The following is a 16,363-nucleotide window of genomic DNA, read 5'->3' as shown; positions in this document are numbered from 1 at the left end:
TAACCCAGGCATCAACCAAGCGGTTATTTTGCACCAACCAGACATCTATCATTGCTGACTGTGTGGCTGGTCCGGCAGCCGCTCAGAACGATTCACTGGGCAGCCCAAATTTACCCGCTGCCCGTTAATTTTCTTTGCCAAACCGCAACCTCCACCATAGGCACACCAAGCCACAGCCGGCCAACATACCCACGATATGAAAACTCGGCGTGGTTGGCCAACGAGTGTTGCTAAACAACGCGCTATGGGTTGCATACTCATAACCATTCTTGGCAAACGCCAGTAGAAGCACCAACCACAAAATTTCATTGCCACGCAGCCAGTGGCCGGGTTTGCGCAGCGTATAGAGGGCGCACACCAGAATCGTATTCAACGCTCCCGACAAACCCACATACTGCTGAAACCGGGTTTGAATAAAGAACCAAATATCGATCGCCACAAAACCAACCAACAGCGCACACAGCATTAACCAGCGACTCTCCTGTTCAATAAAAAAACCGAGCAACAGAAGCGCCGCCAAATTCCAGAACAGATGATTGCCATCGCTATGACTAAGATTTCCGGTCAGCCAGGTGATTACCTGAAACGGTTCTGACTGACGCAAACTGAGCGAGTCGAAAAGCGGGCTACCGAATGGCACCAGCAGGTAAATCAGTGACATCAAGGCGGCCACACACAGGCTCACCCACGGCAACTGTTTTTTTAAAAATGGACTTGAGCTCATGGCCGGTGAGTATAGGCAGTTGTTGCCGTCGCGGGCAACCGCTAGCCGGCTTTAGCAATGTTGAGCAAGGCTACTCTGCCGGCCGCTAGCAGCCGGCCTCGCCTCCACGGTCTGGGGCCAACAGTGCTATGATTGCCGATTAGCGCCTCCGGGCACTGTCGATGACTCTCGCAACCGCACATTCGCAATAGCGGGCTCGAAAGAACACCCGACAGCCTCTCCCCCGCAATCTCCAGGAGCACCGAGTTTATGGCGATCAATTGGTACCCCGGCCATATGCATAAAGCACGCAAGCAGATGCTGGAAGTGCTGCCCAATATGGACATCATCATTGAAATGGTCGATGCCCGAATCCCCCACAGCAGTGAAAACCCCGCTATCGCCGAACTGAGAAGTCAAAAGCCTTGCATCAAGCTGCTCAGCAAATCAGACCTGGCCGACCCAGCCACCACCGAAGCCTGGCAAAAGTATTGGCTTGAGCAAAAAGGCACCCCCTCCCTGGCCATTACCACCAAAGAGCCCGGGCGCATCAAACAGCTGCCGGAATTAATTCGCAAACTGGTGGCGTCCAAGGTCGGCCACACCCGTAAAATCCAAGCCCTGATTGTCGGCATACCCAATGTCGGCAAGTCGACGCTCATCAACTACTTAAGCGGCCGCAACGCCGCCAAGGTGGGCAATGAGCCGGCTGTAACCAAAGCCCAACAGCAGGTGCACCTGAGCGATGATATTGTCCTCAACGATACCCCCGGCATCCTCTGGCCCAAGTTCGAAAACGACAACAGCGGCTATCGGCTGGCCATCACCGGCGCCATTCGCGACACCGCCATTGAATACGAAGATATCGCCCTCTTCGCCCTGCGCTTTCTCGCTCAACACCATCCGGAGGCATTAACAAAACGCTACCAGGTGGCAATTCCCGATCTCACGGCCGACCACGACGCCGATATTGCCCTGCTCGAGGCCGTTGGTCGTCGCCGAGGCGCCAAGGCCAGTGGTGGGCGAGTGAATTTCCACAAGGCTGCGGAGCTGGTAATTCACGATTATCGCAGTGGTGAGCTGGGGGCAATTACGCTCGAAACGCCCGAGATGATTGAGCGGGAGCTGGTTGTGGTCGCCCAGCAGCAGGCGGAGAAAGAGGCGATCAAGCAGGCCAAACTGGCGGAAAAGGCCAAGCGCAAAAGTGGTTTGCGCCACTGATGGGGCGCATCTCTACAGAGGGGAAGTTTTCCTGCTAGGGGAGCGATTCAGCTTAGGGAGAGTTTCGCTGCTGAAAAAAGCCGGCAGTTTAAGGAGAGCAGTTAACAAAAAAAGACGCTACTCCAACGCAAAGCCGACATTGTCCGCCTGCGGCTCTGGGTAGACCAAACTGCACTGGGAACCGTTGCAGCTCACCATAAACGGCTCCTGCCGCCAACAGTAAGCCTCATACAGCTCTTCAATGCCACTCTCAATCAAGCGCAAGCCATCCTGGGGCAGTTGGCAGCCGGCTGCCTTAATGGTGCGTTCCGCGGCGAATTCATAACGACCGTACTCACTCTTTCTGCGCAACTCTTTCGGCAGCCAGTTACGCGCCAGCGCTCCGGTCTCGGTGTAGTCTTTCATCTTCAAATGCAGGCGCCAGAAGGCATCGTCAAAGGCATCTTCCACAGAGCCGGCCAACACATGGTTGCCGGCCAGGCTGCTTATCCCGGGCACTGGCAAACTGGCGGTGGCAATGCCCACCCCCAAGCGCTCCAGGGTGAGGAATTTAGAGCGGCCGGTAATCGGCAGATGCAGGATCTCGGCACCATCGCTGTCGTAGATACTGAAGGTCATTTTAACGGTAGCCTGCATGGTCAGCTTATTAATCGAGACCTCGTCGATAATGGGCTTCACCGCCAGGGCACAGTCGGTACATTCGCCGCGCACGTAACTTTTCTCGCGCACCTCGACGTTGGCGAAATAGTTTTCAAAGAAGTTTTTAGAGGAGTCGGCAATGGCATCCCCGGCCGCCATTTGCCAATCGAGCAGAGCACCCACAGCCAACAAGCCATGCTGGCTAAACGATTCACTGGCGATCTGCTCGGGAATAAAGATAACCACTTTACTGTGCGCGCGATGAACGGGCTTTTCCACCAATCGCTCGCTGTAGGACTCAATGGGAACCTTGACTGCGCACGCCTGTAACAGGCCAGCAAGAACCAAACAGATCCATAAGCCGCCGCGCATGATTAGCTCCTCCAAGTGATATGTTCAACAATCTGGCGCTCGCTTACTGCCGAGCCAGAGAGCCTCTCGACAAGGTACTGTAAATGGATGCCGTTACCCGATTTGTTAAACATATCACAGGTTATAAATACTGGTTTCCCTTATGCGAAAATAATTAGGTAAGCCCTTTTAATATGTCTGGTTTTAAAAACAAAAATACAAATAACCTTAAGCCATAATGCATTCGCCGTTATAACAGCCATTCGTTGTTAAGTTGCCGATAATAAATTACGGGAAAAAGGCAGGCTAATCGCGGGCCAGCAGAGGGCTGAAAGAGACATCCAACAAGGCAAGAACAACCGATGAAGGCAAACAGAAAAGGCGGATTCGCAGCAGGCGGTGGCTCTGCCCGCTGCGAACTAGTGATAATTAACGGAAACGCTCGATCAAACGCAGCTGGTCTTCGGCCAAGCGATACATTTCGGCGCTGAGGTCTGCCGCCTCACTCGCCTTCATTTCGTTGGTCCTGGCAATTTGGGAGATGTTTTGCGTGTTGTTGTTAACCTCTACCGCAACACTGGACTGCTCTTCGGCAGCGGCCGCAATCTGCTGCGACATGCGCTCAATGCTGGAGACAGACTGGGTAATCGCCGACAACGCCTGATTCACCTCGTCGATGCTTTCAACACTGCGCTGGCTGCGGTCGCGACAGGTGTCCATATTCTTAACCGCCTGCAAGGTCGCCGCCCCCAACTCCTCGATAATTTTTTGGATGTCCTGGGTCGACTCCTGAGTACGCTGGGCCAGCGAGCGAACCTCATCGGCCACCACGGAGAAGCCCCGCCCCTGCTCACCGGCGCGCGCCGCTTCGATGGCCGCATTCAACGCCAACAGGTTAGTCTGATCAGCTATGCCGCGAATCACATCGATAACACTGGCGATCTTCTCACTGCCGCCAGAGAGATTGGAAAGCACTTCACCCAATGCCGCCACCGTGCTGCTCAGCTCATTGATTTCACAGTTCGCGGCCACGATTACCGACTCACCCGACTTCACGCGGTTGAGCGCTTCCACTGTGGCATCACTGGTTTGAGTAACGCCGGTGGCCACCTCTTGCACCGCCTGCGCCATCTGATCCATGGATTCAGCTACCTGCATCGACTCCCGCTGCTGGGCCGACATACCGCCCAGGGCATCCTGCACATGCTGGCGAGCATTGGAAGATTTGTGCACCAGAAAGCGGGAGGACTCATTAAAGCGGCTCAACGCCGTTCGCAACCGGGCTTTGGTGGCCATTTGCGCAAAGAGAATTTCACCCTCGGCATCGCAGCGGCCGGAGTAGAGGTAGGCCGCCAGCGGGTCGTGAATAATCTCGCGCGATTCACGCAGCAGTTGGCGGGTACCGGCCATCGCAATGGTAACCACCGCCAGGCTCACCACGGCACTGATCAGCGCAGTAATCAGTGCCGTTACCGGAGACCATTTATCCAGCAGCCAGAGACCGGCCAGAGCTGGCAACAGCACCATAAACAGGGTGAGTAGCGGCGCATGATATTGAGACCAGAGTCGCTCTGCGGTAGGCACCGGATTTTTGCCTTGGTTAATACGGGCATAGGCCTGCTCGGCGCGCTCCACCTGCTCCCGTGTGGGTGCCACACGCACAGATTCATAACCGGTTATCTCACCGCGCTCACGCAGCGGCGTCACATAGGCATCCACCCAATAGTGGTCACCATTTTTACAGCGGTTTTTTACCAACCCCATCCAGTGGTGGCCAGATTTCAAATCCTGCCACATCTTGGCAAAGGCCGCCGCCGGCATATCCGGGTGTCGCACAATATTGTGTGCCTGCCCCTGCAGCTCTTCGGCTGAAAAGCCCGCGATACGGCTAAAAGTATCATTACAAAAGGTGATCACACCTTTGGTGGTAGTCGATGAGACCAACTGCTCATCTTTACCAAACATCACCTCTTTCTGGGTGACAGGACCCATTTTTCTCATTACTTCAAGCCTCTCCGCTCCCTCGGCCAACCGAGAAAAAATTAAATTCACACTCGGTTACCCGCATGGATAACTCTATTAATTGTGAAAAAGCATAGACTAAACTGTTGTTTCTCACTGACTTTGTTATCAATAGCAGCAACATTTCCGGCCTGACCTACGACTTTGGTATAAGGCCTGCGCTCTATCACTGTGAGTAAATAACGCTATCGGCAGCGATGGCTTTTGGTTTACCCATTTCGCTGTCGTTGTTTGATTACTGAGAGGAGTAACTCTGGTGCAAGTGACGAGATCAGGCGGAACTTGGCAGGCGTGGTTGAACGAGCATTGGCTCGGAGATTTTCGGCAAGTCAGTTTGGGAGGCAGTGAAGGACAGACGCTATTGCGGATAGAAGGTAAACAGCAACCACCCCTGCTTGTTAAGAGCTACTACACACCACTGGCAACTGAGCAGTGCCAGGCCGAAGCGCTGGGACTGCTCGCCCTCGCCACGGAGTTGGAACAGAGCCAGAAGCGCTCACAGTTGCAAGTACTCACGCCACTGGCTGTAGGTGAAAACTGGCTGATTCTGCCCTGGATAACAACCCGGCCGGCAAGCTCGGCAAACTGGCAGGCACTCGGCCAAGGGCTGGCAGAAATTCACCGCCGACCGAAAGCCAATTTTGGTTTTGTCGAAGACAACTTTTGCGGCACCACCCGGCAAATCAATACAGCCACGAGCGATGGCATAGAGTTTTTTGCCGAACACCGACTAACTTACCAAGGCCGGCTCAACTACGATACGGGATTGCTAAACGATAACGATATGAGTGATCTGGCATCGCTCTGCCAACGCTTGCCAGAACTTCTGCCCAAGCAAGCGGCGGTGTTAATTCACGGGGATTTGTGGTCGGGCAATGTGCTGTTTGGCGAGCGAGGCCCGGTGTTGATTGACCCGGCCTGCTACCACGGTTGGGCGGAGGCGGAGCTGGCAATGACACAGCTATTTGGTGGTTTTGACGACCGCTTCTATTCCGCCTACGAGCAGGTGGCCGGTATCGACACCAGCTGGCGCTCACGCGTGAGTATCTACAACCTCTACCACCTGCTCAACCACCTTTATCTGTTTGGTCCGAGCTACTACAGCTCCGTACGGGAAATACTCGGTCGCTTCGCCTAACGCCAATCGCAACTCGACGGCGGCAAGCGCACCGATTAACCGGGCTACTCAGTGCTCATCGAACAGCTGAATAGCGTAACCGGTTTTTAACGCCTCCTGAATTTGGGCATCTTTGCGCTTCAGCTGCATCACTTTACCTTCCGGCAGGTGTTTGCGCTTCTCAATAACCACGTCGTAGAAACCCTCTTTCATCACAAACAGGCGGGCTAACTGCTCGGCACCGATCAGATCTTTAAAATCGATGTAAACAATGAATGGCGCTTCAGCACCGGCCGCAAAACCCTCAATATCCTTTTTGGATTTGGCGGTAACAGAAAAAATGTACATACTTGTGCGTTGCCGCCTCAGTGAAAATATTCGGTCATCACAGCCAGGAGTTTATCGGTCTGTGCCCGCGTGCCAAAGGTCACCCGCAATCCTTTACGCCCCTGGTTGTCGACGCGTGGCCGTACCAAAATTCCAGCCTGCATCAAAGTTTCGTAGAGGCCGTCCGGGTCGGCCGGAAACATCAACACGTAGTTGGCCACAGTCGGCCAGTAGTCGATGCCCAGCTTATCCAGAAAGGCCTCGACGGCAGGCTTGCTAGAGCCCATTACCTCATCGATGTAACGCTCAACATACTCCGGATTGGCTAACGCCGCTTTGGCCGCCACCACCGCCAGTTGGTTGATGTCGTATGGGCCACGCATGGCCAATAACACCTCGATATTCTCCGCAGCCGTCAGAATATAACCAAAACGCAGGGAGGGCAGCCCCCAGGTTTTGGAGAAGGTCCGGGTAATAAAGATGTTGGGGTAGCGGTCCAACAACTCTTTGGCACTGGCACGGGTGTACTCGAAGTAACACTCATCCACCAAAATGCCCGCCTGCGGTGCAGCCTCCGCCAAGGTGGCGATCTGCTCGTTACTGATGGGAGTCCCGCACGGGTTATTGGGGTTGGCCGCCACAATCGTTTTGGTGTTGTCGGTAATGGCCGCCAACACCGCAGCCAACGGGTAGCCCCCGGCTTTGGTGTACTCCGGGGCGACAATCGTCATCCCTTCCACCTTGGCCACCTGGGAATAGATAGCAAAGGTTGGACCGGGAATAATAGCCTGGTCGCCCACGCCGCCGAGGCCGCGAAAGATCAACTCGATACCGTGGTCGGAGCCGTTGGTGATCATCACCTGGCTCTCTTGCACGCCACAATAGCCCGCCAGCTGCGTACAGATATCGCCGTAGGAGGGGTACATCTGCAGGCGATCACTGTTGATATAGTCAATCAACGCCTGCTTGATGTGCTCACCCACCGGAATCGTGCGTTCGTTGAAATCCAACAACTCGAAGCGGGCCGGGTCGCGGCCTTCGAGGGGCGGCTTATAGGCGGCCAGCGCTTGCAAATAGGGCTTAAAAATCTTCACGATCTCTCTCTTTTAACTCGTTACCGCACTCTCGACGGACTACCGGGGCGACCTAGTGAACAACCAGATTGTCACGGTGAATGAGCTCATCCTCGTCTTTGTAGCCGAGCACCTGCTCAATGGATTCTGTGGGCAAGCCCTTGATTTTGGCGACTTCGCGGGCACTGTAGTTGATCAGACCACGCGCCACCTCCCGGCCACTCTCATCCAGGCAGAGCACCATATCACCGCGCTTGAATTGCCCGGCAACGGCTTTCACCCCCACCGCCAGCAGGCTTTTGCCCTGGCGCTGCAATACGGCGACCGCGCCGGCATCCAGAGTGACACTGCCGCGGTTCTGTAACTGCCCCGCCAACCACTGCTTTCTGGCCTGCTGCGGCTGTTGATCGGCGACAAACAGAGTGCCTAAGGCATCGCCAGCCACCAGGCGGCTGAGCACCTGCTCAATACGACCGCCCACCACCAGGGTGTGGGTGCCGGAACGCGCCGCAAGCCGGGCCGCGCGCACCTTGGTGATCATGCCGCCGCGGCCCAGGGCACCGCCATCACCGGCCATCGCCTCCAGCTCGGGCGCCCCGGCTTTGGTTTCACTGATCAACTCGGCGCTGGGATCTTTGCGCGGGTCGGCGGTGTACATGCCATCCTGGTCGGTGAGAATCACCAGCATATCGGCGTCGACCAGATTGGCCACCAAGGCGGCCAGGCTGTCGTTGTCGCCAAAGCGGATCTCATCAGTGACCACGGTATCGTTCTCGTTCACCACCGGCACCACACCCAGCTCCAGCAGGGTATTGAGAGTAGAGCGGGCGTTGATGTAGCGCTCGCGGTTGGAGAGGTCGTCATGGTCGAGCAGCACCTGGGCGGTGTGCAGGGCAAAGGTTTGAAAGAGCTCTTGATAGGTTTGCACCAGCCCCATCTGGCCGACGGCGGCGGCGGCCTGCAGCTCATGAATACGGGTTGGGCGCTGGCGCCAACCGAGCCGGCTCATACCAGCGGCGACGGCACCGGAGGAGACCAAAATCACCTCTTTACCCTGTGCCGCGATGGCAGCCATCTGGCCAACCCAGCCGGCAATGGCGGCGCTGTCGAGCTGGCGACCGTTGTCGGTCAGCAGGGCACTGCCGATCTTAATGACCCAGCGCTGTTTGCTGGCGAGCGTACTGCGAAGCGACATGCTCAGGCTTCCAATCAACCAAGGGAGGAGGCGCAGTTAAGGCGCGTAGACAACTTCGACATCGCCATCATCCCAATCATCATCGTCGTCATCATCCTGCCCATCCTTGCGCTCAGCCCGGCGCTTGGCCCGCAGGGCATCGATCTTCTCGCGCGCCTCGTTCTGCATCTGCTGCTGCAGCTGCTGTTCCCGTTCAAGCGCTTCCGGATCTTCGCGCTCCTGCAGCCACAACTCTTCGAGCGTTTGCAGAAGTTTCTGGCACAAAGCCTGGGTACCACTACTGTTGATGGCGGCGATGGCCACTACCGGGCCGGCCCACTGCAATTCGTCAGTGACCCGGGCCAACAACTCCTGCTTCTGCTCTTCAGTCAGCAAATCGGTTTTGTTGAGCACCAGCCACTGGGAACGGCCGGCCAGAGTGGTACTGAAACGGGCCAACTCTTCGTTGATGACTCGGATGTTGTCGATGGGGTCACTGCCATCAACCGGGCAGGCATCGACCAGGTGTAACAGAATTCGGCAGCGGGTCAGATGCTTTAAAAATCGAATGCCCAGGCCAGCCCCTTCCGAGGCGCCGCTGATAATGCCAGGAATATCGGCCACCACAAAACTGCGGTGTGCATGCACTTTTACCACGCCCAAGTTGGGCACCAGGGTGGTAAAGGGGTAGTTGGCCACCTTGGGTTTGGCCGCAGAGATAGCGCGAATCAGGGTCGACTTACCGGCATTGGGCAGGCCCAGCAGGCCAACGTCGGCCAGCACCTTTAACTCCAGCTTCAAATTTCGCGCTTCACCCTCACTGCCTGGGGTCGTCTGGCGGGGTGCCCGATTGACACTGGATTTAAAACGGGTGTTACCCAGGCCGTGGAAGCCACCTTGCGCCACCTTCAGCCGCTGACCATCTTCCGTTAAGTCACCCAGCTGCTCCAGGGTATCGACATCCAAAACCGAGGTGCCGACAGGCACCTTAAGCACTAGATCATCACCTTTGGCACCGCGACAATCTTTGGAGCGGCCGGACTGGCCGCTCTCCGCCCGATACTTGGTCTGGTAGCGGTAATCGACCAGAGTATTGAGGTTGATATCGGCCTCCAGGAATACGCTGCCGCCATCACCACCGTCGCCGCCATCCGGGCCGCCCTTGGCAATAAACTTTTCCCGGCGAAAACTAAGACAGCCGTTACCGCCGTCGCCGGCACGGACAAAAATTGGCGCTTCATCAACAAATTTCATGGTGATCCTCCCAGCAGCTGGGATTGGTGCTTGGTGACTGGAACTTGATGCTACACAAGCCTGGGCACAGAAACAAAAAAACCCCATCAGTGATGATGGGGTTTCTTGGCCTGGCCCCATCGGGGCCGATCTACCGCCGGTCGTTACTATTGAACAGTTTCAATACTGACGAATTTGCGGTTATTTGGGCCCTTAACTTCAAACTTCACTTTGCCATCGGCTTTAGCGAACAGGGTATGGTCTTTACCCACACCAACGTTCACTCCCGGATGGAACTTGGTACCGCGCTGGCGAACCAGAATGCTACCGGCTAAAACCTCTTGACCACCGAAGCGCTTAACACCAAGGCGTTTACTTTCGGAATCGCGCCCGTTGCGCGTACTACCACCTGCTTTTTTGTGAGCCATGTGACTTTAACCTCTTTCTTAACCTTGGATGCCAGTGATTTTAACTTCGGTGTACCACTGACGGTGGCCTTGGCGCTTCATAGAGTGCTTACGGCGACGGAATTTGACGATTTTGACTTTGTCAGCGCGGCCGTGGCTAACCACTTCGGCGGTGACCTTGGCACCATCGACCAACGGGGCACCGATTTTGACATCGTCGCCATTGGCGACCAACAATACTTTGTCGAAATCGATGCTTTCGCCAGCACCCACTTCGATCTTCTCCAGACGAAGAACTTCGCCCTCGGTTACGCGGTGCTGCTTACCACCGCTTGCGATAACTGCGTACATAAATGCTCCAATTTAAAAATCAAGAATTGGACGCTACGAAGTAACGGGCGCTTAGGCACCATTTTCAAGGGTCTGTAGAGTTTACCAACAGATCCCCACAGGACTTGCAGCGTATACAAATTCAGGGGCGTGGATTGTACGGAAAATAATTAGGCAAAACAACCTAAATCACCAATTTTCCCGGGCGCCCCGCCAGCCCGAGAACAAGCGACCCGGCGCCGGGACGCTTTCTTGACGTAAGCACCCCGCCTGCCTAGGATGCGCGGTAACTACAAAAAGCCATGGCGATCGTTTACATGCTTCCATTTTTATCTATCGTTCGCGAAGATTTTGCCGCAACCAACCAATTGATTCTCGATCAACTCCACTCTGATGTCGGCCTGGTGGAAAATATCGGCCACCACCTCATTGATGCCGGCGGCAAACGCTTGCGACCGCTACTGGTACTGCTCAGCGCCCGGCTACTGGAGTACCCAGGCCAAAGGCACCTGGACCTGGCGGCAATTATTGAGTTTATTCACACCGCCACCCTGCTGCACGACGACGTGGTCGATATGTCGGAGCTGCGCCGCGGCCGCCCCACCGCCAATGCCAACTGGGGCAACGCGCCGAGTGTGCTGGTGGGAGATTTCCTCTATAGCCGGGCTTTTCAGATGATGGTGGCCATCGGCGATATGGGTATCATGTCGATCCTATCCAACACCACCAATGTGATCTCCGAAGGTGAAGTACAGCAGCTGGTCAATATTAAAGACCCAAGCGTCAGCGAAGCGAACTACTTTGAGGTGATCTACAAAAAGACCGCCGCCCTCTTCGAGGCCGCCTGCACCACGGCGGCAGTACTGGCGCAAGTGCCGGAAGCCCAGAAAGAGGCCATTGGCCTGTACGGCAAACACCTGGGGCTCGCCTTTCAGTTGGTGGATGACACACTCGATTACGAAGGCGACACCGCCACCCTGGGCAAAAATGTGGGTGATGATCTGGCCGAGGGTAAACCCACCCTGCCCCTCATCTATGCCATGGCCAACGGCAGTGCCGAGCAGCGCGAACTGATCGCCGGCGCGATCCGCTCCGGCAGCACCGACCATCTCAGCGAAATTGTCGAAGTGGTTAAAGCCACTGGCGGGTTGGCCTACACCCACGAATGCGCCAACCAGAGCGCCAAGTCCGCCCTGGCGCAACTGGACAATTTGCCCCAGAACGGTTATACCCAAGCACTAGCAGATTTGGCCAATTTCGCGGTCGACAGGGATCGCTAGCGAGTAAACCAATCCCCAAGCGGTAAGGAATGAGCAGTCATTATGAGTAACAAGGAGCGCTACCCATATCCCAGCTGGCCTCAACTCTATACACACAGCCAGCAACTACCGACACTGGTCAGCCTGCTGGCTGAGGACCCCGACCGGGTCGATCACTTTTCTCTGGAGGTAGGGCCGCTCTACCTCGACTACTCCAAATGCCACCTGGACGCACCCGCCCGTGATGCACTCTGGCAACTAGCCGAAGAGGCCGGGCTGCCCGCCGCCATCCAACGGCTGTTAGCGGGTGAACACGTCAACAACACCGAACAGCGGCCAGCCCTGCACACCGCCCTGCGCAGCCCTTCCCTATCCGCCGATGATAAAAACACCATCGTGGCCCAAACCCAAGCCAAAGTGGCGGAGTTTGTTGAAAGACTTCACACCGGAGCGTGGCTGGGCTACACCGGCAGAGCCATCACCGATGTCGTCAATATTGGTATCGGCGGATCGGACCTGGGCCCGCGAATGGTCGTCACCGCACTCAGCAACTATCAAGCCGCCCGGCCCCGGGTGCATTTTGTAGCCAATATTGATGGCGCTGATCTCAGCGACCAGATTGCCAACCTTAACCCCGAAACCACGCTCTTCATTGTTGCCTCGAAATCGTTCAGCACTCTGGAAACCCGGGAGAATGCCCTGGCTGCACGCCAATGGCTGCAGGACAGCGGCTGTAGCCAGGCACTGCTTTGCCAACACTTTGTCGCCGTCAGCAGCAATGTGCCAACTGCCGTGGAGTTTGGTATCTCTGAGGACAACATCTTCCCCATGTGGGACTGGGTGGGCGGCCGCTACTCCTTGTGGTCAGCCATTGGCCTGCCCATCGCCATCGCCCTCGGTATGAAGCAGTTCAAAGAGCTGCTGGCCGGCGCCGAACTGATGGACACCCACTTCAGTCAGGCGCCGATGGCGGCTAACATGCCCGTAACCCTGGCGCTATTAACCTTCTGGTACTCGGCTGCGCTCAACTACCAGAGCCAAGCGATTCTGCCTTATGCGCAGCGCCTCTCCCGGCTGCCGGCCTATCTGCAACAGTTGGATATGGAGAGCCTGGGTAAGAGTGTTACGGTATCCGGTGCTCCACTGGCGGATGACAGCGGCCTGATCCTCTGGGGTACGGAGGGCACCAACGGTCAACACTCCTTTCACCAGTTGTTGCACCAGGGGACCCGTAAGGTGTTGGTAGACTTTATCGCCTGCGCCCAGCCAATGAGCGTCCTCGATAACCATCACACCTACCTGCTGGCCAACTGCATCGGGCAGGGCCAAGCACTGCTGGCGGGCAAAAGCCTGGCCGAGGCGAAGGCGGAGCTGTTAAGTGCGGGCAAAAGCCCGGATGAGGCGGATCGCTTAGCGCCACATAAGGTAATCCCCGGCAATCGACCAAGCAACACCCTGATTCTGGATCAACTCAACCCCCACAGCCTGGGAGCCTTGATAGCCCTTTACGAGCACAAGGTTTATTGCCTGGGCGTTCTGTGGAATTTGAACCCATTTGACCAATGGGGCGTAGAACTGGGCAAGCAGTTGGGGGCGGCTGTCTACCCGGCACTGACCGGGCAGGCGATACCAGAAACTTGGGATGCATCAACTCGAGCGCTGACAGAGCGACTACAATCTAATAAGCAGTGAGCAGTAAGCTCCCCCTCGCTATAGGGTGAGCCGCCAGGGTATTGGCCTATAACTCGACCGTGAGACCACCACCCTAGTTGCTTACACTAGAGTGATATCAAACCCAAAAGGTTGTTACGTGCCGCAGCTGGGCTGCTGAACTGGCAACCATAAACAAATAAAATAAACACACGGGAAGTGGCAGCCGGAGATTTGTGGCAATGCCGAAAAAGATTTTGCTGTTTAGTTTGGGATGGGTCGCCCTAGCACTGGGTGTGGCCGGCTTATTCCTGCCGCTACTGCCGACTACCTGCTTTGTTCTACTGGCCAGTTGGTGCTTCGCGCGCTCCAGCCAACGCTTTCACCTCTGGCTGCGCAACAACCGTCATCTCGGACCAATGATTATTCGCTGGGAGGCGGGTGAGGGAATTTCAATTGCTGTACGCAACCGGGCGATCACCATTCTCTGGCTAACCCTGATAGCCTCGTGCCTGGCCATCGCCCAGTGGTGGGCTGTGGCACTGTTACCAACGGTGGGACTGGCGGTAAGCCTATACCTCTTCCGGCTGAGCCGCCTGACCACCGATGAGGCCAAAATCAACCCCGCCGTTGGCAACTGACATCTCTTCTCTCTAGCGCACCGCTCTGGTCTGCTACTCCCGAATCAGCGCCAGCAACTCATCTGTTTTTGCGGCCATCAGCTCGGCATCCCCGCGGGCTTCTACATTCAAACGGATCACCGGCTCGGTGTTGGACATGCGCAAGTTGAAGCGCCACTGCTCGAACTCCACAGAGAGCCCATCCGTGTGATCAACCACCAGAGCATCTCCGGCATAGCGCTGCTCGGCTTTGGCAATGACTGCTGCGGCCTCGGCCACGGTGCTGTTGATCTCGCCACTACAGGGGTAGGCCGCCATACAATCATCCACCAGCACAGAGAGACTTTTGCCGCTCTGGGAGATCAACTCCACCACCAGCAACCAGGGGATCATGCCACTATCGCAATAGGCAAAATCGCGGAAATAGTGGTGTGCACTCATCTCACCGCCGTAGACCGCATCCTCCTTGCGCATACGCTCCTTTATGAAGGCATGGCCGGTTTTGCTCTGAATGGCCACTCCGCCACAGCGGCTGACCGTCTCCTGGGTGTTCCAGGTCAGGCGCGGGTCGTGGACAATGCGCTCACCGGGGTGCTTGCGCAAAAACGCCTCAGCCAGCAGGCCCACTAAGTAGTAACCCTCAATAAAGCGGCCGTTCTCGTCAAAGAAGAAACAGCGGTCAAAGTCTCCATCCCAGGCGATACCCAGGTCTGCGCCACTCTCTTTTACAGCAGCAATGGTCGCCGAGCGGTTTTCTGGCAGCAGCGGGTTGGGGATACCGTGGGGGAAATGGCCATCGGGCTCAAAATGGACTTTCACGAACTGCAGTGGCAGAAAGGACTCCAGCGCCTCAATAACGGCGCCAGCGCCGCCATTGCCGGGGTCGACCACCACCTTCAACGGCTTCAGCTCGGCGACATTAAGGTAACCCAGCAGGTGCTGCACATAGGCCGCACGGCTATCGAGCGGGGTGACAACACCCTTTTCTGCCGCTTTGAACTCCGCTGACTCCGCCAGCTTTTGAATATCAAACAGGCCGGTATCACCACTGATGGGCCGGGAGCCCGCGCGCACCAGCTTCATGCCGTTGTAGTCCATGGGATTGTGGCTGGCGGTCACGCAAATGCCGCCATCCACCGCATTGTTAAAGGTGGCGAAATAGACCTCCTCCGTGCCGCACTGGCCGATATCGAGCACATTGGCACCGGCATCGGTGATCCCGTCAGCGACAGCCGCCGCCAGTTCGGGGCTGGTCAAGCGGATATCGTGACCAACCACCACCGTTTTGGCTTGCAGGAATTCGGCAAAGGCCCGGCCGACTCGATAGGCCACATCCGGATTGAGCTGCTCAGGCACACGACCACGGATATCGTATGCCTTAAAGCAGGTTATCGGCTGGCTCACGCCTTGCCTTTCAAATAGAAGTTGTTGTAGACGTAGTTGGTGGCCTCGACAAAACCATCGACGCTACCACAGTCAAAACGGGTACCTTTGAACTTATAGGCGAGCACGCAACCGCTTTTGGCCTGGGCTAACAGCGCGTCGGTCAACTGCACTTCACCATTTTTGCCGGGCGGGGTGTTTTCGATAATTTCGAATATATCGGGAGTGAGAATGTAGCGGCCAATAATAGCCAGATTACTGGGCGCCTGGTCAGCCGGCGGCTTCTCTACCATGTCGGTGACCTGGAAAATACCATCCTTTAACTTCTCGCCGGCAATTACACCAAACTTGTGAATTTGGTCTTCCGGCACCTCTTGAATGGCGACGATACTGCAGCGGAACTGTTTGTATAGGGCGACCATTTGCGCCAATACGCCATCGTGGTCTTCGGCGATACACAAGTCATCCGAGAGAACCACACCAAAGGCCTCATCACCAATGAGTCTGCGGCCATTGAGAATAGCGTCACCCAGGCCCCGCATCTCTTGCTGACGGGTCATGGAGAAGGTTGCCTGGCTCATAACCTGGCGAATGCTGTCGAGGAACTGCTCCTTGCTGGTACCTGCAATCTGATGTTCCAACTCATAGCTGACATCGAAGTGGTCGGCGATGGCTCGTTTACCGCGGCCAGTTACCAGTCCAATTTCCGTTAATCCTGCTTCAATAGCTTCTTCCACCCCGTATTGCACCAGCGGCTTATTCACCACGGGCAACATCTCCTTGGGCATGGATTTGGTCGCAGGCAGGAATCGAGTTCCATAACCGGCCACCGGAAAGAGGCACTTTTTAATCAT

The 16,363-nt window shown here is 56.1% G+C and carries 16 protein-coding genes; 5 read left to right on the top strand and 11 right to left on the bottom strand.

Annotation, left to right across the window (positions count from 1 at the left end):
- Nucleotides 1-124 precede the first annotated feature (124 nt).
- Nucleotides 125-661, bottom strand: coding sequence for a rhomboid family intramembrane serine protease (locus SBL51_RS20830; RefSeq protein ID WP_317933089.1), 537 nt, complete (start codon nucleotides 659-661; stop codon nucleotides 125-127).
- A 312-nt stretch (nucleotides 662-973) separates the two neighbouring features.
- On the opposite strand from SBL51_RS20830, the gene ylqF reads away from it, so the two are divergent.
- Nucleotides 974-1,924, top strand: coding sequence for a ribosome biogenesis GTPase YlqF (ylqF, locus tag SBL51_RS20825; protein WP_317933088.1), 951 nt, complete (start codon nucleotides 974-976; stop codon nucleotides 1,922-1,924).
- 117 nt (nucleotides 1,925-2,041) lie between these two features.
- Here the strand turns inward: ylqF and SBL51_RS20820 are convergent, their stop codons facing one another.
- Nucleotides 2,042-2,935, bottom strand: a complete 894-nt coding sequence (locus SBL51_RS20820; protein ID WP_317933087.1) for a hypothetical protein — start codon at nucleotides 2,933-2,935, stop codon at nucleotides 2,042-2,044.
- A gap of 408 nt (nucleotides 2,936-3,343) precedes the next feature.
- The gene (locus tag SBL51_RS20815) at nucleotides 3,344-4,915 is read right to left on the bottom strand and encodes a PAS domain-containing methyl-accepting chemotaxis protein (protein ID WP_317933086.1); all 1,572 of its coding nucleotides are present in this window, start codon (nucleotides 4,913-4,915) and stop codon (nucleotides 3,344-3,346) included.
- A 283-nt stretch (nucleotides 4,916-5,198) separates the two neighbouring features.
- Between SBL51_RS20815 and SBL51_RS20810 the strand changes: the two genes are divergently transcribed.
- Nucleotides 5,199-6,074, top strand: a complete 876-nt coding sequence (locus tag SBL51_RS20810) for a fructosamine kinase family protein (RefSeq protein ID WP_317933085.1) — start codon at nucleotides 5,199-5,201, stop codon at nucleotides 6,072-6,074.
- Between the two features lie 48 nt (nucleotides 6,075-6,122).
- Here SBL51_RS20810 and SBL51_RS20805 read toward each other — a convergent pair whose 3' ends face one another.
- The 6 genes from SBL51_RS20805 to rplU form a co-directional block, all read right to left on the bottom strand.
- The gene (locus tag SBL51_RS20805) at nucleotides 6,123-6,401 is read right to left on the bottom strand and encodes a hypothetical protein (protein ID WP_317933084.1); all 279 of its coding nucleotides are present in this window, start codon (nucleotides 6,399-6,401) and stop codon (nucleotides 6,123-6,125) included.
- 17 nt (nucleotides 6,402-6,418) lie between these two features.
- Nucleotides 6,419-7,474, bottom strand: coding sequence for a histidinol-phosphate transaminase (locus SBL51_RS20800; RefSeq protein ID WP_317933083.1), 1,056 nt, complete (start codon nucleotides 7,472-7,474; stop codon nucleotides 6,419-6,421).
- A gap of 52 nt (nucleotides 7,475-7,526) precedes the next feature.
- Nucleotides 7,527-8,648: a glutamate 5-kinase gene (proB, locus tag SBL51_RS20795; RefSeq protein WP_317933082.1), complete on the bottom strand. Its 1,122-nt coding sequence runs from the start codon at nucleotides 8,646-8,648 to the stop codon at nucleotides 7,527-7,529.
- A 36-nt stretch (nucleotides 8,649-8,684) separates the two neighbouring features.
- Nucleotides 8,685-9,881 (bottom strand): Obg family GTPase CgtA, encoded by a 1,197-nt coding sequence (gene cgtA, locus SBL51_RS20790; protein ID WP_317933081.1) that lies wholly within the window; start codon nucleotides 9,879-9,881, stop codon nucleotides 8,685-8,687.
- Nucleotides 9,882-10,027: 146 nt separating this feature from the next.
- Nucleotides 10,028-10,288, bottom strand: coding sequence for a 50S ribosomal protein L27 (rpmA, locus tag SBL51_RS20785; protein ID WP_317933080.1), 261 nt, complete (start codon nucleotides 10,286-10,288; stop codon nucleotides 10,028-10,030).
- Between the two features lie 18 nt (nucleotides 10,289-10,306).
- A complete protein-coding gene (rplU, locus tag SBL51_RS20780) occupies nucleotides 10,307-10,618 on the bottom strand; it encodes a 50S ribosomal protein L21 (RefSeq protein WP_317933079.1) in 312 nt (103 codons plus the stop codon).
- Nucleotides 10,619-10,914: 296 nt separating this feature from the next.
- Here rplU and SBL51_RS20775 point away from each other — a divergent pair, with 296 nt between their 5' ends.
- The 3 genes from SBL51_RS20775 to SBL51_RS20765 all read left to right on the top strand — a co-directional run bounded on the left by SBL51_RS20775 (nucleotide 10,915) and on the right by SBL51_RS20765 (nucleotide 14,147).
- On the top strand, nucleotides 10,915-11,877 hold the full coding sequence (locus SBL51_RS20775) for a polyprenyl synthetase family protein (RefSeq protein WP_317933078.1): 963 nt from the start codon (nucleotides 10,915-10,917) through the stop codon (nucleotides 11,875-11,877).
- Between the two features lie 42 nt (nucleotides 11,878-11,919).
- Entirely contained in the window at nucleotides 11,920-13,548 is a 1,629-nt protein-coding gene (pgi, locus tag SBL51_RS20770; RefSeq protein ID WP_317933077.1) for a glucose-6-phosphate isomerase, read from the top strand.
- Nucleotides 13,549-13,748: 200 nt separating this feature from the next.
- Nucleotides 13,749-14,147 (top strand): YbaN family protein, encoded by a 399-nt coding sequence (locus SBL51_RS20765; protein ID WP_317933076.1) that lies wholly within the window; start codon nucleotides 13,749-13,751, stop codon nucleotides 14,145-14,147.
- Nucleotides 14,148-14,180: 33 nt separating this feature from the next.
- On the opposite strand, the gene SBL51_RS20760 is transcribed toward SBL51_RS20765, so the two are convergent.
- A complete protein-coding gene (locus SBL51_RS20760; RefSeq protein ID WP_317933075.1) occupies nucleotides 14,181-15,530 on the bottom strand; it encodes a phosphomannomutase in 1,350 nt (449 codons plus the stop codon).
- On the bottom strand, nucleotides 15,527-16,363 hold the full coding sequence (galU, locus tag SBL51_RS20755; protein WP_317933074.1) for a UTP--glucose-1-phosphate uridylyltransferase GalU: 837 nt from the start codon (nucleotides 16,361-16,363) through the stop codon (nucleotides 15,527-15,529). The genes SBL51_RS20760 and galU overlap by 4 nt, the downstream gene beginning before the upstream one ends.

Source organism: Halioxenophilus sp. WMMB6 (assembly GCF_033283405.1).
Lineage (GTDB): Bacteria > Pseudomonadota > Gammaproteobacteria > Pseudomonadales > Cellvibrionaceae > Halioxenophilus.
The sequence above is the reverse complement of the archived record's forward strand: the minus strand, read 5'-3'. Positions and strand labels throughout refer to the sequence as shown.